Annotated in this window: 17 protein-coding genes; 8 read left to right on the top strand and 9 right to left on the bottom strand. The window is 71.0% G+C overall.

The features are described 5' to 3' along the window. The coding region (locus PHC73_RS03750; RefSeq protein ID WP_300124641.1) for an enoyl-ACP reductase at nt 1-748 on the bottom strand (748 nt) is incomplete at its 3' end. Nucleotides 749-1,074: 326 nt separating this feature from the next. On the opposite strand from PHC73_RS03750, the gene PHC73_RS03745 reads away from it, so the two are divergent. Genes PHC73_RS03745 through PHC73_RS03730 form a run of 4 tightly spaced genes read left to right on the top strand, consistent with a single transcriptional unit; the run spans nt 1,075 to nt 7,461 of the window. Further along, entirely contained in the window at nt 1,075-3,243 is a 2,169-nt protein-coding gene (locus PHC73_RS03745) for an ABC transporter substrate-binding protein (protein ID WP_300124639.1), read from the top strand. After that, complete coding sequence (locus PHC73_RS03740) at nt 3,240-4,217, top strand: ABC transporter permease (RefSeq protein WP_300124636.1); 978 nt, start codon at nt 3,240-3,242, stop codon at nt 4,215-4,217. Before PHC73_RS03745 ends, PHC73_RS03740 begins: the two co-directional genes overlap by 4 nt. After that, complete coding sequence (locus PHC73_RS03735) at nt 4,214-5,626, top strand: ABC transporter permease (protein ID WP_300124634.1); 1,413 nt, start codon at nt 4,214-4,216, stop codon at nt 5,624-5,626. The genes PHC73_RS03740 and PHC73_RS03735 overlap by 4 nt, the downstream gene beginning before the upstream one ends. Continuing rightward, nucleotides 5,623-7,461 (top strand): ABC transporter ATP-binding protein, encoded by a 1,839-nt coding sequence (locus PHC73_RS03730; protein ID WP_300124632.1) that lies wholly within the window; start codon nt 5,623-5,625, stop codon nt 7,459-7,461. The genes PHC73_RS03735 and PHC73_RS03730 overlap by 4 nt, the downstream gene beginning before the upstream one ends. A 26-nt stretch (nt 7,462-7,487) precedes the next feature. Here the strand turns inward: PHC73_RS03730 and PHC73_RS03725 are convergent, their stop codons facing one another. Beyond that, nucleotides 7,488-8,891: a UbiD family decarboxylase gene (locus PHC73_RS03725; RefSeq protein WP_300124630.1), complete on the bottom strand. Its 1,404-nt coding sequence runs from the start codon at nt 8,889-8,891 to the stop codon at nt 7,488-7,490. 592 nt (nt 8,892-9,483) lie between these two features. Here PHC73_RS03725 and PHC73_RS03720 point away from each other — a divergent pair. Then, a complete protein-coding gene (locus tag PHC73_RS03720) occupies nt 9,484-9,912 on the top strand; it encodes an HIT family protein (protein WP_300124628.1) in 429 nt (142 codons plus the stop codon). A gap of 129 nt (nt 9,913-10,041) precedes the next feature. Here PHC73_RS03720 and PHC73_RS03715 read toward each other — a convergent pair whose 3' ends face one another. Then, nucleotides 10,042-11,253 (bottom strand): cyclopropane-fatty-acyl-phospholipid synthase family protein, encoded by a 1,212-nt coding sequence (locus PHC73_RS03715; RefSeq protein WP_300124626.1) that lies wholly within the window; start codon nt 11,251-11,253, stop codon nt 10,042-10,044. On the opposite strand from PHC73_RS03715, the gene PHC73_RS03710 reads away from it, so the two are divergent. Then, the gene (locus PHC73_RS03710; protein ID WP_300124624.1) at nt 11,234-11,395 is read left to right on the top strand and encodes a hypothetical protein; all 162 of its coding nucleotides are present in this window, start codon (nt 11,234-11,236) and stop codon (nt 11,393-11,395) included. The two genes, PHC73_RS03715 and PHC73_RS03710, sit on opposite strands and share 20 nt — an antisense overlap. A gap of 73 nt (nt 11,396-11,468) precedes the next feature. Here the strand turns inward: PHC73_RS03710 and PHC73_RS03705 are convergent, their stop codons facing one another. The 6 genes from PHC73_RS03705 to PHC73_RS03680 form a co-directional block, all read right to left on the bottom strand. Beyond that, nucleotides 11,469-11,843, bottom strand: coding sequence for a PilZ domain-containing protein (locus tag PHC73_RS03705; RefSeq protein WP_300124621.1), 375 nt, complete (start codon nt 11,841-11,843; stop codon nt 11,469-11,471). A gap of 120 nt (nt 11,844-11,963) precedes the next feature. Beyond that, nucleotides 11,964-12,524: a Smr/MutS family protein gene (locus PHC73_RS03700; RefSeq protein ID WP_300124619.1), complete on the bottom strand. Its 561-nt coding sequence runs from the start codon at nt 12,522-12,524 to the stop codon at nt 11,964-11,966. Continuing rightward, nucleotides 12,508-13,467: a thioredoxin-disulfide reductase gene (trxB, locus tag PHC73_RS03695; protein ID WP_300124617.1), complete on the bottom strand. Its 960-nt coding sequence runs from the start codon at nt 13,465-13,467 to the stop codon at nt 12,508-12,510. The genes PHC73_RS03700 and trxB overlap by 17 nt, the downstream gene beginning before the upstream one ends. A 70-nt stretch (nt 13,468-13,537) precedes the next feature. Beyond that, the gene (locus tag PHC73_RS03690; RefSeq protein ID WP_300124614.1) at nt 13,538-14,863 is read right to left on the bottom strand and encodes an ATP-binding protein; all 1,326 of its coding nucleotides are present in this window, start codon (nt 14,861-14,863) and stop codon (nt 13,538-13,540) included. Further along, nucleotides 14,860-15,522 carry a response regulator transcription factor gene (locus tag PHC73_RS03685; protein WP_300124612.1) on the bottom strand — a complete coding sequence of 221 codons (663 nt, stop codon included), beginning with the start codon at nt 15,520-15,522 and terminating at the stop codon, nt 14,860-14,862. Before PHC73_RS03685 ends, PHC73_RS03690 begins: the two co-directional genes overlap by 4 nt. After that, nucleotides 15,522-15,809 (bottom strand): PepSY domain-containing protein, encoded by a 288-nt coding sequence (locus tag PHC73_RS03680; RefSeq protein ID WP_300124610.1) that lies wholly within the window; start codon nt 15,807-15,809, stop codon nt 15,522-15,524. The genes PHC73_RS03685 and PHC73_RS03680 overlap by 1 nt, the downstream gene beginning before the upstream one ends. Before the next feature lie 129 nt (nt 15,810-15,938). On the opposite strand from PHC73_RS03680, the gene PHC73_RS03675 reads away from it, so the two are divergent. Both PHC73_RS03675 and PHC73_RS03670 read left to right on the top strand, forming a co-directional pair. Next, nucleotides 15,939-16,385 carry a PepSY domain-containing protein gene (locus PHC73_RS03675; protein ID WP_300124607.1) on the top strand — a complete coding sequence of 149 codons (447 nt, stop codon included), beginning with the start codon at nt 15,939-15,941 and terminating at the stop codon, nt 16,383-16,385. Nucleotides 16,386-16,491: 106 nt separating this feature from the next. After that, nucleotides 16,492-17,551, top strand: a 1,060-nt coding sequence (locus tag PHC73_RS03670) for a DNA translocase FtsK 4TM domain-containing protein (protein WP_300124605.1), incomplete at its 3' end; no start/stop codon positions are given.

Genomic DNA, 17,551 nt, shown 5'->3' with positions numbered 1-17,551 from the left:
CGGCGTCGACGTAGGTGATCTCGCCGGTGATGCCGGCGGCCAGGTCCGAGCACAGGAAGGCCGCCACGTTGCCCACGTCCTCGATGGTGACGTTGCGTCGCAGCGGCGCATTGGCGGCGTGGTAGTCGAGCATGCTGCGTAGACCGGAAATGCCGGACGCCGCCAGCGTGCGGATGGGGCCGGCCGAGATGCCGTTCACGCGCACGCCATCCGGGCCCATGGAGGCGGCGAGATACCGGATGCAGGCCTCCAGACTCGCCTTGGCGAGCCCCATGACGTTGTAGTTCGGCAACACGCGCACGGCACCCAGATACGTCATCGCCAGCAGCGCCGCGCCAGGCCGCAGCCGGGGCTTGGCCGCCTTGGCCAGCGCCGCCAGGCTGTAGGCGCTGATGTCGTGCGAGATGCGGAAACCCTCGCGCGTGACCGCATCGACGAACGGGCCCTGCAGCTCCTCGCGTGGCGCAAACGCCACGCTGTGCACCACGATGTCGATGCCGTCCCAGCGCTCACCGAGCGCCGCAAAGGCAGCGTCGATCTGCGCATCATCGGCCACGTCCATCGGCAGCGCGATGTCGCTGCCGCACTCGGCGGCGAATTCCTCGACCCGCCGGCGCAGCTTGTCGTTCTGGTAGGTGAAGGCGAGCTCGGCGCCCTCGCGGTGCATGGCCTCGGCGATACCGGTGGCGATGGAGCGGTCGCTCGCCACGCCGACGACGAGTGCCCGTTTGCCGGCCAGAAATCCCATCACACACCCCCCTTTCTCGGCCCAAAAATGAGGCGCGCATTATAGCCACCGGCCTGTGGGCCGAAGCCGGCCCAGCAAAACGCCGAAAAATCCCCTCCCTGGATTTTTCGGCTCGCGCGGCGCGCTCCACGCCCGGGGCAGGATGCCCTGGGCGCTATGGCAGAATCCGGTCGATGTTGCGCCCTGCCCCGCTCAGAGTTTGTGAAGAAATGCGCGTCCTGCGCATTTCATGCGTCGCCCGTCCGGTACACGCCCGGACGGGCTCCCGCGAATCAAGCCCTTGCGGGCTCGATTCGCGTCCGGCCATCCCTGGCCGGCCTCGGAGCTTGAAAAATTCACACGCTCTCAGACCGCTGCTGGCCACCCTGCTGCTCGCGCTCGCCGGCTGCGGGCAGGCGCCCCTGAACAGCCCCTACCCGGCCGGCGAGCGGGAGGCCAACACGCTGTACGCGGCCTTCGCCGAGCGCCCCAAGCACCTCGACCCGGCGGTCGCCTACAACTCGAACGAGTACGTGTTCATCCAACAGGTGTACGAACCGCCGCTGCAGTACCACTACCTGCGCCGGCCGTACACGCTGGTGCCGCTCACCGCCGCCGAGCTGCCGCGCCTGACGCTGCTCGACGCCGCCGGCCAGCCGCTGCCGGCCGGCGCCGATCCCGCGCTCGCCCACGCGAGCCTCTACGAGCTGCGCATCCGGCCCGGCATCCGCTACGCGCCGCACCCGGCGCTGGCGCGCGGCGACGACGGTGAGCTGCTCTATCACTCTTTGGACGCGGCGGCGCTGGCGCGCATCGACACGCTGGCCGATTTTGCGCAGCGCGGCAGCCGCGAGCTGACCGCGCAGGATTTTGCCTACGAGATCAAGCGCCTGGCGAGCCCGCGGGTGCAATCGCCGATCCGCGGCCTGCTGCAGGCGCACCTGGCGGGCTTTCGCGAGCTCGCCGCCCAACTCGCCGCTGCCGATAGCGCCGCCGATGCGTGGCTGGACCTGCGCGGTGTCGAGCTGACCGGCGTCGAGGTGGTCGACCGCTACACGCTGCGCATCCGCCTGACGGACGTCTACCCGCAGTTCCAGTACTGGCTGGCGATGCCGTTTTTCGCGCCGCTGCCCTGGGAGGCCGACCGCTTCTACAGCCAGCCGGGTCTGGCCGCCAAGAACATCACGCTCGACTGGTACCCGATCGGCACCGGGCCTTACATGCTGACCGTGAACGACCCCAACCGGCGCATGGTGCTCGAGCGCAACCCGCTGTTCCGCGGCGAGCCCTACCCCGCCGACGGCGAACGCGGCGACGCCGCGGCCGGGCTGCTCGCCGACGCCGGCCGGCCGATGCCGTTCATCGACCGGGCGGTGTTCAGCCTCGAGCGCGAGAGCATCCCGGTGTGGACCAAGTTCCTGCAGGGTTACTACGACCGCTCGGCGGTGGGGCAGGACAGCTTCGATCAGGTGGTGAACCTCGGCGCCGGCGGCGAGCTCGCGCTCACCGAGGCCATGCGCGCACGCGGCATGCGCCTGAACTCGTCGGTGATGGCATCGGTGTACTACACCGGCTTCAACATGCTGGACGAGGTGGTCGGCGGCTACGATGCCAAACACCGCGCGCTGCGCCAGGCGATCGCCATCGCCATCGACCAGGAGGAATCGATCGCCATCTTCCAGAACGGCCTTGGCCTTGCCATGCAGGGGCCGCTGCCGCCGGGCATCTTCGGCTACCGCGACGGCGCGGGCGGCATCAACCCGTACGTCTACCGCTGGACGAACGGCCGCCCGCAGCGCCTGGGCATCGAGCGCGCGCGCGACCTGCTCAAGACCGCCGGCTATCCCGGCGGGCGCAAGCCCGACGGCGCGCCGCTGGTGCTGTATTTCGACTCCATGGCCAGCGGCCCGGACGCCAAGAGCTATCTCGACTGGCTACGCAAGCAGTTCGCCAAGCTCGACGTGCAGCTGGTGGTGCGCAGCACCGACTACAACCGTTTCCAGGACAAGATGCGCCGCGGCCAGGCGCAGATTTACCAGTGGGGCTGGAACGCGGACTATCCGGACCCGGAGAACTTTCTGTTCCTGTTCTACGGCCCAAATGGCAAGGTCAAGCACGACGGCGAGAACGCCAGCAACTACGACAATCCCGAGTTCGACCGCCTGTTCGAGCGCATGCGCGTGCTGCCGAACGGCCCCGAGCGGGCGCGCCTGATCGACCGCATGGTGGACCTGCTGCGGCGCGACGCGCCCTGGGTGGCCGGCTTTCACCCGCAGCAGGTGGTGCTCGATCACGCCTGGAACGCCAACCTCAAGCCGAATGACCTGGCCACCAACACGCTGAAATACCAGCGCCTGGACCCGGCGCTGCGGGCACGCCTGCGCGATGACTGGAACCGCCCGCGCTGGGCGCCGCTGGTCATCGCCGCCGGCGTGGCGCTGCTGATGCTGCTGCCGGCGCTGCGCCTGTGGCGGCGGCGTCTGGCCGCCACCGCCCGCGGCGAGCCTGGCCCATGAGCGCCTACCTGCTGCGCCGACTGCTGTACGCGGTGCCGATTTTGATTGGCGTGAACCTGCTCACCTTCGTGCTGTTTTTCGTCGTCAACAGCCCGGACGACATGGCCCGCCTGCACCTTGGCAACAAGCACGTCACGGCCGAGGCCATCGCCGCCTGGAAGCGCGCCCACGGCTACGACCGCCCGCTGCTGTACGCGTCCGACGCCGCCGGCGTCGAGCGGCTCACGCGCACGGTGTTTTTCGAAAAATCGGCGCGGCTTTTGGTGTTCGATTTCGGCCGCGCCGACGACGGCCGCGACATCGGCCGCGACATCCGCCAGCGCATGGGGCCGAGTCTGGCGATCGCCGCCCCGAGCCTGCTGCTGGGTCTTTTGACCAACATCACGCTGGCGCTCGGCGTGATCTTCGTGCGCGCCAGTGCGCTGGAACGCGCGGCGGTGTTCCTGGCGGTGCTCGGCATGTCGGTGTCGACGCTGTTCTATATCATCGGCGCGCAGTACCTGCTGGCCAAGCTGCTGAACCTGGTGCCCGTGTCCGGCTGGCAGGATGGCGTGGCGGCGCTCAAGTTCCTGGCGCTGCCGGTGCTGGTGGGCGTGGTGTCGGGCATCGGCGGCGGGCTGCGCTGGTATCGGCTGCTGTTGCTGGAAGAAGCCGGCAAGGATTACGTGCGCACCGCCCGCGCCAAGGGCCTGGGCGACGGCGCCGTGCTCGGCCGGCACGTGCTGCGCAACGCCGCCATCCCCATCCTGACCGGCGTGGTGGCGGTGATCCCGCTGCTGTTCATGGGCAGCCTGCTGACCGAGTCGTTCTTCGCCATTCCGGGCCTTGGCAGCTACACCATCGACGCCATCCAGGCGCAGGATTTCTCGATCGTGCGCGCCATGGTGTATCTGGGCGCGGTGCTGTACCTGCTGGGTCTTTTGCTGACCGACCTTTCTTACACGCTGGCCGACCCGCGGGTGCGCCTGACGTGACGAGCCTACCGTTCCAGCCGGCGTGGCTCGCCACCGATGCGCTGCTGTGGGCCATCGTCGCCGCCACCGGCCTGCTGCTGTGGCGGGCCTGGCGCACGCCGCGACTGAAGGCGGCGTTTCGGGCGCTGGCGCGCCGGCCGGTGGCCATGGCGTCGCTGGTATTCCTGGCGCCCTACGTGGCCGTCGCGCTGCTCGATTCGGTGCATTTCCGTGCGCCGCTGGCGGATGCGCCCGGCGCCTACGCCCCCACCGTCGAGTCGGTGCTCGACCGCCTGCTGACCCCGCTGCGCGAGCGCACCGAGAAGACCTACTCGGCGCCGCTGGCGCTATACAGCTACGCACGCGAGACGGTGACCGACGCCGACGGCAGGCTGGCGCGGGTGTATGTGCGCCTCAAGCACGGCGGCGCACACCTGGCGGACCCGGCCGCCCGGGCGGCCGACCTGCGCCAGCGGCTGCTGGCGGCCGTGGCCGCGGGCCTCTCAGCCAGCCTGGCGCTCGCCGCCCTGCTGTGCGCGGGCATCGCGCGCAAACACCGCCTGCCGTTTGCCGCCGCCGCGCGGCGCCTGCTGCGCGGGCAGACTGATCTGGCCTGGCGCAGCGCACTGCTCGGCGCCGCCGTGCTGTTGGTGGTCGCCGCGGCGGTGCTGGCGCTGGCCGGCGGCTATCACGTGCTCGGCACCGACAAGGTGGGCCAGGACGTGCTGTACCTTGGCCTGAAAAGCATCCGCACCGGGGTGGTCATCGGCAGCGGCAGCCTGCTGCTGGCGCTGCCGCTCGCGCTGCTGCTCGGCACCGCGGCCGGCTACTTTGGCGGGCGGGTGGACGATCTGGTGCAGTACCTGTACGCGACGCTGAGCGCGGTGCCCGGCGTGCTGCTGATCGCCGCCGCGGTGCTCACGCTCGATCTGTACATGGACCAGCACCTGGCGGCGTTCGCCGACGCCCAGCAGCGGGCGGACCTGCGCCTGGCGGCGCTGTGCCTGATTTTGGGCGCCACCGGCTGGGTGGGGCTGTGCCGGCTGTTGCGCGGCGAGGCGCTCAAATTGCGCGAACTCGAGTACGTGCAGTCGGCGCGCGCGCTTGGTTTGGCGCAGTGGCGCATCGTCACCCGCCACCTGTGGCCGAACCTGATGCACCTGGTGCTGCTGACGGCGGTGATGGACTTCAGTGGTCTCGTGCTGGCCGAGGCGGTGCTGTCGTACGTCGGCGTCGGCGTCGACCCGGCCACCACGTCGTTCGGCAACATGATCAACACCGCGCGCCTGGAACTGGCCCGCGAGCCGGCCGTGTGGTGGTCGCTGGCGGCGGCCTTCGTGTTCATGCTGGGCCTGGTGCTGCCGGCCAACCTGCTGGCCGATGCGCTGCGCGACGCGCTCGATCCCCGCGAGGCCAACCACCGCCCATGACCCGACCGCTGCTCGAGCTGCGCGATCTGCGCACCGAATTTCGCACCGCCACCGGCCCGCGCACGGTGGTGGATGGCGTGAGCCTCGCCGTGCCGGCCGGGCGCACGCTGGTGCTGCTCGGCGAGTCCGGCAGTGGCAAATCGGTGACGGCGCTGTCCATCCTGCGGCTTTTGCCGCCCGGCGCGCGCCAGGCCGGCGGCGAGGTGTGGCTGGACGGCCTGAACCTCACCGACCTGCCCGAAGCGGCCATGCGCGACGTGCGCGGGCGGCGCATCGGCATGATCTTTCAGGAGCCGATGACCAGCCTGAACCCGGTGATGCGCATCGGCGCGCAGATCGCCGAGGTCATCCGTCGCCATCTTGGCGGCAGCGCGCGCGCCATCCGCGCCCGCGGCGTCGAGCTGCTGGCCGCCACCGGCATGGCCGATCCCGAGCGCCGCTACGACGAGTACCCGCACCAGCTGTCGGGCGGCATGAAGCAGCGCGCCATGATCGCGATGGCGCTGGCCTGCGATCCGGAGCTTTTGATCGCCGACGAGCCGACCACGGCGCTGGACGTCACCACCCAGGCGCAGATTCTGGACCTGCTGCAGAGCCTGCAGCGCGCGCGCGGCATGGGCCTGCTGCTGGTCACGCACGACCTTGGCGTCGCCGCGCGCATGGCCGACCACGTCGCCGTGATGCAGGCCGGGCGGGTGGTGGAACAGGCGCCGCGCGAGCGCTTCTTCACCGCCCCGCAGCACCCTTACTCGCGGGCACTGTTCGCGGCGCTGCCGGACTTCTCGCGCCGCGGGCAGGCGCTGACCGGGGCCGGTGCCGACACGCACGCCCCGCCGCCGCCCAGCCCGGCCGAAACCGTGCTCGACGTGCGCGACCTCAAGGTCCACTTCCCCATCCGGCGCGGCCTTTTGCAGCGCCAGGTCGGCGCCGTGCGCGCGGTGGATGGCGTGTCGCTGGCAGTGCAGCGCGCCCGCACGCTGGCGGTGGTGGGCGAGTCCGGCTGCGGCAAGACCACGCTGGCGCGCGCCATCCTGCGCCTGCTGGAGCCGACCGGCGGCAGCGTGCATTTCGAAGGCACCGATCTGGCCAGCCTGCCGGCGCGGCGCCTGCGCCCGCTGCGCCGGCATTTCCAGATCGTGTTCCAGGACCCCTACGGGTCGCTCAACCCGCGCCTTCGCGTGGCGGACATCGTGCGCGAGGGGCTCGACGCGCTGGCCATCGGCTCGCGCGCGTGGCGCGAGCAGCGCGTGGCGCAGTTGCTGGAGCGCGTGGGACTGCCCGCCGATGCCGGCGAGCGCTACCCGCACGAATTCTCGGGCGGCCAGCGCCAGCGCATCAGCATCGCCCGGGCGCTGGCCGTCGAGCCGCGCCTTTTGCTGCTGGACGAACCCACCAGCGCGCTCGACCTGTCCATCCAGGCCGCCGTGCTCGACCTGCTACGGGAACTGCAGGCCGAGATGGGCCTCGCCTACGTGCTGATCACGCACAACCTCGGCGTGGTCGAGTACCTGGCCGACCAGGTGGCGGTGATGTACCTCGGGCGCATCGTCGAACACGGCCCGGCCGAACAGGTGCTGAAACACCCGCGCCATCCCTACACGCGGGCCCTGCTCGCCGCCGTGCCGCGCGTGGCGCTCGACGCGACGCCGGCACCGATCGCCGCGGGCGATCCGCCCTCCCCGGCCGCACCGCCGAGCGGCTGCCACTACCACCCGCGCTGCGCGCTGGCCGACGCGCGCTGTCGCAGCGTGTACCCGGCGTCCGTGCAGCTCGACCACGGCCATGCCGTGGCCTGCCACCACGCCAACCGGCAGGACCCCGACCTGCCGGCCTGAGGCCGGCCTGGACCACCCCCGGGCCTTTACCCCCGCCCGCCGCGGCGCAGCTTGGTCTTTTTGGACGCCGTCAGCTCCGCCCACCGCTCGCGCACGCGGGCGGCCATCTCCGGGCGCGGGCGCGACATGGCCGGATAGCCCTTCAGCGGCGCGGTGGCGTCGATGCCGAGCTTGCTGGCGATGCCGTCGCCGTATTTGTCGATGGCGGGGCCGATGGTGCCGAAGCCGTCGCCCATGAGTACGTCGCGCGGCGCGTGGCTGCGGTTGGCGATGGCCCAGTACACCTCCTCCTGGTTGCGGGGGTCGATGTCGTCGTCGACCACGATCACGGTCTTGGCGCTGCGCGTCGCCCACAGCGCGTAGATGACGTGCTTGGCCTGCTCCTCGTAGGTCTTCTTGAGCGACACCACCACGGTGTGCATGTCGAGCGCGCAGTACACCTCCTTCACCGTCGGCGCGACGTCGTTGCGCAGCTTGGCGGTGAGGCCCGCCTCGCCCATCATCTGACCGAGCGCGTGGGTGTCCGACGGCGGCACGCCGATGTAGGTGTGCACGTACACCGGGCTTGTGCGGCGCGTGGCGTGGTGGAACTGGATCACCGGCTGCTCGCCGACCGGCCCGTAGTAGCCGGGGTACTCGCCGTACGGTCCCTCGGCCTCGCGCACGCCGGGCAGGATGCGGCCCTCGAGCACGATCTCGGCGTCGGCCGGCACTTCCAGGTCCACCGTGTCGCAGCGGACCAGCTCCACCGGCTCGCCGCGCAGCGCCGAGGCCAGCTCCAGCTCGTCGTCGCCGAGATTCAGGCCCTGCACCTGCGAGGCCATGTACAGCAGCGGATCACCACCGATGGCGACCGCCACCTCCGTGGGCTGGCCGCGCAGGTCGTTCTTGGCGCGGATGGTGCCCGCGTGCGAGGTGGGGCTCGACCAGATGCCGGTGCGGTTGCCGGGGCGCAGCTGCAGGCGGTAGATGCCCATGTTGCGCCGGCCGCTGTCCGGGTCCTTCATCACCACCAGGCCGTAGTTGATGAAGGCGCCGCCGTCGCCCGGGTTGTTGACCGCCGGCGGCACCAGGTCCTCCAGGCACAGCTCGGCGTCCGGGATCACCACCTCTTTGCACCGTGCCTGGGTCACCAGGCGCGGCTGCGGCCACGGGCGGCTGCGCGAGCGGCCAAGAAACGTCTCGCCGACCTGCTCGAGCGGCACGTCCATGGCCAGCGCGATGCGGTCCTTGGTGCCCAGCATGTTGGTGAACACCGGGTAGCGGTAGCCCTTGACGTTGTTGAACAGCAGCGCCGGGCCGCCCTCGTCAAGCACCTTGCGGCAGATGGCGCCGAGTTCTTCGTGCGGATCGACTTCGGCGTCGATTTCCAGCAGCTCGCCGGCGGCGTCCAGACGCGCGATGAACTGGCGGATGTCGCGGTAAGGCATGGTCTCCTCCTTTTCGGCCGGGGTCCGGCTCGGTGATATTTTCGTGGGAACGCTGAGATCTTGTGAATTTTTCAAGCTCCGAGGCCGGCCAGGGATGGCCGGACGCGAATCGAGCCCGCAAGGGAAATGCTGAAAAATTCCCTCCCTGGAATTTTTCAGCTCACCGCCGCGCGGTGCACGCCCGCGCAGCGCTCCCTGAATCAAGGGCTTACGCCCTCGATTCAGGCCGGAGCTTCCTGCCCCGGGCGGGATGCGCTGAATAAATCAGCGCATCCCAAGGGCTTGATTCGCGGGAGCTCGTCCGGGCGTGTACCGGACGAGCGACGCAGGAAATGCGCAGGACGCGCATTTCTTCACAAACCCTGAGTTATCCGGCGTTTCCCATCCCGCGCACGATGCCCCGGCGCGGATCGGGACGCAAGCCGTCGATTCATGGCGCGCCGCGCGGGCCTGCACCGCGCGACCGCGAGCCGAAAATTCCACGCTCGGAAGCCTTCGGCGGTGCATTCGGGCGGGGCTGCGATTGTGGCGGGTGGCCCCGAACGCGGCAAGGCACTGGCCGCCGGATGCAGCGCGCGGGCACAATCCGCCCATGAACCCTCATGACTGCCCCTTGTGCCGGCCGCGTGGCGAGAACGTGCTGTGGCAGGATGCCGACACGCGCGTGGTGCGCGTGGACGACCCGGCCTATCCGGGGTTTTGCCGCGTGATCTTAAACGCCCACGTGGCCGAGATGACCGATCTTGCGCCGGCCCTCAGAGACCGCCTGATGCAGCGGGTATTCGCCGTGGAGGCGGCGCTGCGCCATACGCTGCAGCCGGCCAAGATCAACCTCGCCAGCCTCGGCAACCAAGTGCCGCACCTGCACTGGCACGTGATTGCCCGCTTCGTGGACGACGCGACGTTTCCGGACGCCGTCTGGGCGCCGCCGCGGCGCGCCGGTGCCGCGCGCCGCATCGACAGCGCGGCGCTGGAGCGGGCGGTGCGCGACGCCCTGGCGGCGCTGGCCGCAGACGCCTGAAAGCGCGCCCGAAGCCGGGTTCGCGGTTTTTCTCAGAATTCGCGAAGAAATGCGCGTCCTGCGCATTTCCTGCGTCGCCCGTCCGGTACACGCCCGGACGGGCTCGGAGCTTGAAAAATTCACGAGCCCTCAGCCGGCCCGGCGCAGCGCCTGCGGCGCACTGCGCTGCCGGTACAGGTAGTCGCGCGTCAGTGGCACGGCGTCGATGTGCGTGGCCAGCTGCACCTGCGCCACGCCGAGATCGCCGACCTCGAAGCTCGCCTCCGAGGCGGCGAGATAAAACTCCCACATCCGGCAGAAGGTCTCGCCCAGGCGCTCGGCCACCTCGGCGCGATGTTGCTGGAAACGCGCCTGCCAGGCGCGCAGAGTCAATGCGTAATGCCGGCGCAGCAGCTCCACGTCGGTGACCTTCAGGGCACTGTGCTCGATGCCGTCGGCCAGTTCCGACAGCGCCGGGCTGTAGCCGCCCGGAAAAATGTATTTGCGCACCCAGGCATTGGTGGTGCCCGGCGGCCCCAGCCGGCAGATGGTGTGCAGCAACGCCACCCCGCCCGGGCGCAGGCAGGCCGCCACCTGGCCGAAGAAACGCGCATAGAACGGCCGCCCGACGTGCTCGAACATGCCGACGCTGACGATGCGGTCGTACTGGCCTTGGTGCTCGCGGTAGTCCTGCAGCAAAAACCGCACCCGCTCGGCCAGGCCGCGCTCGCGGGCGGCGCGCTGCGCCGCCTCGAGCTGCCGGCGCGACAGGGTCAGGCCGGTCACCTCGACGCCGTGGTGCTGCGCCAAATGCAGCGCCAGGCTGCCCCAGCCGCTGCCGATGTCGAGCACGCGCTGACCAGGCTGCAGGCACAGCTTGGCGGCGATGTGTTCGGCCTTGGCGCGCTGCGCGTCCTCTAGACCCACATCCGGCGCCGTGAAATAGGCGCACGAGTAATACATGTCGCGGTCCAGGAAGCGCCGGAACAGCCACTCGTCGAGGTCGTAGTGGTGTGAGGCGTTGCGATAGCTCACCTGAACGCGGTTCCATTGCTGCAGCGCGGCGGCGAGCAGCCGCCGCAGGCGCCCGGCCCGCTGCACGAACTCGCCGGCGTTGCGCAGCAGCACAGTCAGCAGCGCGGCCAATTCGCCCGGCGGGGCGTCCCAGTCACCGCGCATGTAGGTTTCGCCGAGCGCCAGTTCCGGGTTGGCGGCGATGCGCCGCAGCGCCGCCGGGCGGGCGAAGCGCCAGCGCGCCAGCGGCGCGCCGCTGCCGAAACGGTGCACCTCGCCACCGGGCAGTTCGAGTTCGAGCGTGCCCTGCCGAACCAGGCGGGCCAGCATGGCCAGTTCGCGCTGCATCGCCAATCTCCCCTTCTGGGCACCGCCGAAAAATCCGTTCCTGCAATTTTTCGAGCCGCCGCAGACATCTGCAGGGCAGGAATCGTTGCAGCGGCTCGCGACGGTTGCGACCGAAAACACCGACATTGGCGCCCGCGATTGAAAACGCCAAGGTCCGCGCCGGTCAAGTGGGGCGCCGCTCGTCGCCGGCTTGCCATCCCGCCAGGGCGGCGTTTTCAGACCGTCTTCACATGCTCGCGCAGCATGTCGGCCAGCTGTCGGCGCATGCGCGCCGGCTCGCCCAGGTTGAGCTCGACCAGCCGCCGCAGCTCGCTCATGCTGTCCAGGTCGATGCCGGTACATTGCCAGCCCAGCGCGTCGCGGTCCTGGTGCCGCAGGATGGCCGCCATCTGGATGCAGGTACCCTCATCCAGACGAAACAGCAGCGTGCAGCGGTCGCCTTGCTCGCCGACCCAGCCGCGCGGCCGGCTGACCAGCGCGCCGTTGAGCGAGATGTCGATCGCCCGGCACGCCCAGCGGCGGTCCTGGCTGGTGAATTCGGCCCGCACGTGCAGCCCGATGCGCGTGAAACGACGTCGTTCGATGACCACTGGGCGTTCTCCGGAACCCGGCTGGCAGGGAAGGCCGAAAATCACCCCTCACGGGGCTTTTTCAGCACGCTGACCCGCACGGCCGGCGCCGCATCGGTCGGCACCGGCCGGAAGGCTCGATCAGGCTGGACGCAGCAGCACCCGTACCGCGCCGCTGCCACCATCCCGGCGGCCGGCGCTGCGCAGCGCCAGCACCGCCGGATGCTCTTTTAACGACGCCAGGACCAGTGCCTTTAGCACCGGCTGCGCGGCCTCGCTGCGCCGGCCCTTGCCATGGATGATGCGCAGCCGCTCGCAGCCCTCGCGCCGGCAGGCGTCGATGAAGGCAGCGAGTGCCGCCGCCGCCTGCGCGGCGGTCAGACCGTGCAGGTCGAGCTCGGCGTCGGGATCGAAGCGGTCGCCGTCCAGCCGGGCCAGCAGGCGCTCGGACAAACCGGGCCGCAGCAGGCTCACCGTGTCGGCGACGCCGGGCGTGGACGCCTCCAGCAGCGGCGAGCCAGGCAGTGCGACCGGCCGCCGCGACGGGGCGCGGCGGCGCACCGTCTCGACGCGCGGGGCACGGTGGCGCAGCGGGCGCACCGCGCCCACCGCGGCGCGAAACTCGGCACCCGGATCGTGCGCCGCGGGCGACTGCCCGGCGGACTGGCTCGCGCCGGATTTGCCGTCAGGCGCCTTGCCCATCCAGGTACCGCTCGGCGTCGAGCGCCGCCATGCAGCCGCTGCCGGCGGACGTGATGGCCTGCCGGTACACGTGGTCGGCCACGTCGCCGGCGGCGAACACGCCGGGCACGCTGGTGGCGGTGGCGTTGCCGTCGCCGCCGCCGCGCACGCTGATGTACCCGCCGCGCATGTCGAGTTGCCCCTCGAAAATCCCCGTGTTCGGACTGTGGCCGATGGCGATGAACACGCCGCTGACGGCGATCTCCCGCGTGGTGCTGCCGTCGGCGGCGGCAATGCGGATGCCGGTGACGCCGCCGTCATCACCCAGCACCTCCTCCAGCGTGTGATTCCACACCAGCTCCACCTTGCCCTCGGCGGCGCGCTGCAGCAGGCGGTCCACGAGGATCTTCTCGGCGCGCAGGCGGTCGCGGCGGTGTACCAGCGTGACGTGACTGGCGATGTTGGCCAGGTAAAGCGCCTCCTCCACCGCGGTGTTGCCGCCGCCGATCACCGCCACCGGCTGGCCGCGATAGAAAAACCCGTCGCAGGTGGCGCAGGCCGACACGCCGCGACCCTTGAAGGCTTCTTCGGACGGCAGGCCCAGATACCGCGCCGACGCCCCGGTGGCGACGATGAGCGCGTCGCAGGTGTAGCTGCCGCGATCGCCGTGCAGCAAAAACGGCCGCCGGTCGAGCGCCACGCGGGCGATGTGGTCGAACACGATCTCGGTGCCGAAACGCTCGGCGTGGCGTTGCATGCGCTCCATCAGCTCCGGTCCCTGCACGCCGGCGTCGTCGCCCGGCCAGTTGTCGACCTCGGTGGTGGTCATCAACTGCCCGCCCTGCGCGATGCCGGTGATCAGCACCGGCTGCAGGTTGGCGCGCGCAGCATAGATGGCGGCGGTGTAGCCGGCCGGGCCCGAGCCCAGGATCAGCAAGCGACAGTGGCGGGGGGCGGCGGACATGCGATGTACCGGATCTGCGAAAACCGGCAGCCATTATCTGACAGTGCATTGCCGCGCTTACCGGTTCCGGTCAGTCCGGCGTCGCCGGCAGGTCCAATATCGCGCGCAGGCCGCCCAGCGGGGCACGCCCGAGCGTGAGGCTGCCGCCGTAGCCGAGCGCAATGCGGTGCACGATGGCAAGGCCAAGACCGCTGCCGGGCGCGGTTTCGTCGAGGCGCACGCCGCGCGCCAGCACGGCGCCGGCCGCGGCGTCGGTGAGGCCGGGGCCGTCGTCGTCGATGCACAGCCGCAACCGCCCGCCGCTGCGCTGGGCGCTGACGGCGATGCGCGTGCGTGCCCACTTGCAGGCGTTGTCGAGCAGGTTGCCGAGCAGCTCTTCGAGATCCTCGCGGGCTCCGGCGAAGGCGTACGGCTGCGGCAGGTCGACATCGAGCACCAACGATCGGCCGGCATGGGCGGCCCGCAGCACCGCCCACAACGCATCGACCACCGGGCGCAGCTCGGTGCGGGTGCCGATGCCGACCGGGCGGCTGCTGGCGAGGTGATGCTCGATGTGGCCGCGCAGGCGCGCCACCTGCGTGGCGACTTCGGCGGCCAGGTCGGGGCCGGGGCGTTCGACCGCTGCGCTGAGCACCGCCAGCGGCGTCTTGAGGCCGTGCGCGAGGTCCTGCGCCGCCTCGCGGGCACGCGCCACCTGCCGCGCGTGGGCGTCGAGCAGGGCGTTGATCTGCGCGGCGAGCGGCGCGATCTCGGCCGGCAGCGCGGCAGGCTCGAAGCGCTCCGGCTCGCCGTGGCGCAGGCGCTCCAGGCGCCGCTGGAGCTCGCGCAGCGGGCGCAGGCCCCACATCACCTGCGTGAACAGAATCAACAGCATGGCGCCGATCAGGGCAGCGACGGCAAGCCCGGCGAGCAGCCGGAAATCACCCACTTCGGCGCGCAGCGGCGTGGCGTCGGCCGCCACCAGAAAGGTCGTCGCCGCGGCCGTGCCGGGCAGGCGCAATGCCTGGGCGCGAAAGCGTAGCGGCTGGCCGCGCGGACCGGTGACCTGGCCCGTCAACGGCTGCGCGGCGGGTTTCGGAACGGACAGCGCCACGTCCCACAGCGAGCGCGAGCGCAGCGCCGCCGCGCCGTCGCCGATCTGCCAGTACCAACCCGAAAACACGCGCGTGAAGCGTTCCTCCACCGGCTCGCGGCGCAGCCGCACGCGACCCTGCGGGTCGGCGTAGGCCAGCCCGGCGAGCAGCGCGATGTCGTCCGCCAGGCGCCGGTCGAGTGCGCGCTCGGCCGCGCGCTCGAAGGCGGCGCCCAGCAGCACCGCCGCCAGCACCCCGCCGGCGACGGCGCCGAGCGCGCCCGCCAGCAGCAGCCGCGCCCGCAATGAGCGCGGCGCCCTCACGCCGGCTCGGCCAGGCGAAAGCCGCGCCCACGCTCGGTATGCAGCAGCGGCACGCCGAGCTTGCGGCGAATGCGGCCGATGAGCACGTCGAGCACGTTCGAGTCCGGGTCGTAGCCGTTGTCGTAGACGTGCTCGCCGAGTTCAGCGCGCGGCACCACGCGCCCGGCGTGATGCATCAGGTAAGCCAGGATGCGGTGCTCGTGCGCCGTGAGCGTGAGCGGAGCGCCGTCGAGCGTGAAGCGCGCCGCCGCCACGTCCAGCTCCAGCGGACCGCAGCGCAGCACCGGCGCCGCGTGGCCGGCCGCGCGGCGAATCAGCGCACGCAGCCGCAGCACCAGCTCCTCCAGGCGAAACGGCTTGACCAGGTAGTCGTCGGCACCGGCGTTGAAGCCGGCGAGCTTGCTGTGCCACTCGGTGCGCGCGGTCAGGATCAGCACCGGAAACACCCGCCCGGCAGCGCGCCAGGCGTGCAGGATGGACAGGCCGTCCAGGCCCGGCAGGCCCAGATCCAGCACCACGGCGTCGTATTCCTCGGTCTGACCGCGAAACTCGGCGTCGCGCCCGTCGGCGCTGTGATCGACCGCGAATCCGGCATCGGCGAGCGCGGCGACGACGCGCGCGGCCAGCGCCGCGTCGTCCTCCACCAGCAGGATGCGCATCAGTCGTCCTCCAGCTCCTGCCCGCGCAGCGCGCCGCTGCGGGCGTCGTATTCCAGCTCCACCACGCGGCCATCGGCGCGCAGGATTTCGACCTCGTACTCGTCGCCTTCGAGTTCGACCTCCACCACCCGGCCGGGCTGGCGCCGCTGGGCGTCCGCGAGGATGCCTTCGAGCGGCACGAACTGCCCGCGCAGCACCGCCGCGCGGGCGCGATCCTGCTCGGAGGGCTCGGCCAGCGCGGCGCCGGCCAGCGCGGCCAGACACACCATCATCGGAACGTGACGCATCGGCACAGCATGCCGGAGCCGGTTAAACCGTGCGTGAACGCGCCGCTCACGCGGCGGTTAAGCGGCATCCGGATAGTGGCGTTTGCCGGCCATGGGCCGGCTCGATACCACCGACCAAGGAGCTTCAGCATGACCAAGAAATTTTCGACTGCCCGAACCGTCGCCATCGCCCTGCCGCTGGTGTTCGTCGGCATCGCCTTCGCCGCGGACCCGGTGGGCGGACCCGATCAGGTGCGCGAGCTGCTGCAAAAAGCCGGTTATTCGGATATCCGCGACGTCGAGTTCGACCATGGCCTGTGGGAAGCGGAAGCCCGCCAGGGCGCCGACCGTCGCCACGACATCGCCATCGACCCCGCCACCGGCGAGATTTTCGATGCCAAGGCGCGCACGGTGACGCTGGATGCCGCCGCGGTACGTGCCGCGCTGGAGCGGGCGGGTTACCGGAACCTGCACGACCTCGACCGCGACGGCGCGGTCTGGGAGGTCGATGCCACCGCGCCGGACGGCACGGCGGTCGAACTGCGCGTGAGCGGCTACGACGGGCGCGTCCTGCACCGGGAGACGGACGACGATTGACTGCGGGAAGGGCCCTGCGCCGCGCCGGAACGGGGCGCGGCGTAGGGGGCGCCCAGGGGCGGCCTGCTAAAATCCGGCCCCTCCTGCTTTATTTTCGACACCGCTCATGGCCCGTGCCCGTCGTCAGCAATTGCCGCCCGAACCCAAACGCTGGCGCCTGCCGGCCGGCGTGCGCGAAACGCTGGTGCTGCTGTTGCTGGCCAGCGCCGCCTTCCTGCTGCTGTCGCTGCTGAGTTTCGACGCCCGCGACCCGAGCTGGGCCAACAGCGGCGAAGGCACGGTGGTTCACAACGCCGGCGGGCGCATCGGCGCCAACTGGGCCGGCCTGCTGTATTACTTCTTCGGCTACCCGGCGGTGCTGATTCCGCTGCTGCTGCTGTGGTTCGCCTGGCGCGTGCACCGTGCCGGCGACACCGGCGTGCCGGTGCGCCTGCGCGGGGTGGCGTTCCGCCTGCTGGGGCTGCTGCTGGCCATGACGTGCGGCGCCGCACTGGCGCAGATCTATTTGCCGCACGGCGCGCTGCCGAACGGCCCGGGCGGCGGGCTTGGCCTTGAACTTGGCAAGCTGGCCGCGGGCAGTCTGAACACCGCCGGCGCCACGCTGTTCCTGCTCGCGGCGGGCTTGTCCGGCATCACCTGGGTGACCGGCCTGTCGTGGCTGAAGCTCACCGAGGTGCTCGGCGTGGCGGTGATCGGTGCCACCGTGATGGCCGGCCGCGGACTGCGCCGCTACGCCGATGCCGTGGCCGGCAAGCGCGCCCGCGAGGACCGGCGCGAGTCGGTGGATCGCCACCGTGCCAAGGAGGCCAAGCGCCCACCGCCGCGCATCGAGCCGGTGCTGCGGCCGGTGGAGATCGTCGACCGGGTGGAGGCCGAGCGGCAGGTGGAGCTGTTCGAGCCGGCGCCGAACATCGCCCCCACGCTGCCGCCGCTGAGCCTGCTGGACGACAGCGAAACCAAGGTGGTGGGCCTGTCGGCCGAGGCGCTGCAGGCGCTGTCACGGCGGCTGGAACTGAAGCTCGAGGAATTCGGCATCGAGGCGCGCGTGGTGGAGGTGCACCCGGGCCCGGTGGTGACGCGCTTCGAGCTCGATCTGGCCGCCGGCGTGAAGGTGAGCCAGGTCACGGGTCTCGCCAAGGACTTGGCGCGCTCGCTGTCGGTCATCA

It is taken from the genome of Immundisolibacter sp. (assembly GCF_028696615.1).
Lineage (GTDB): Bacteria > Pseudomonadota > Gammaproteobacteria > Immundisolibacterales > Immundisolibacteraceae > Immundisolibacter.
The sequence above is the reverse complement of the archived record's forward strand: the minus strand, read 5'-3'. Positions and strand labels throughout refer to the sequence as shown.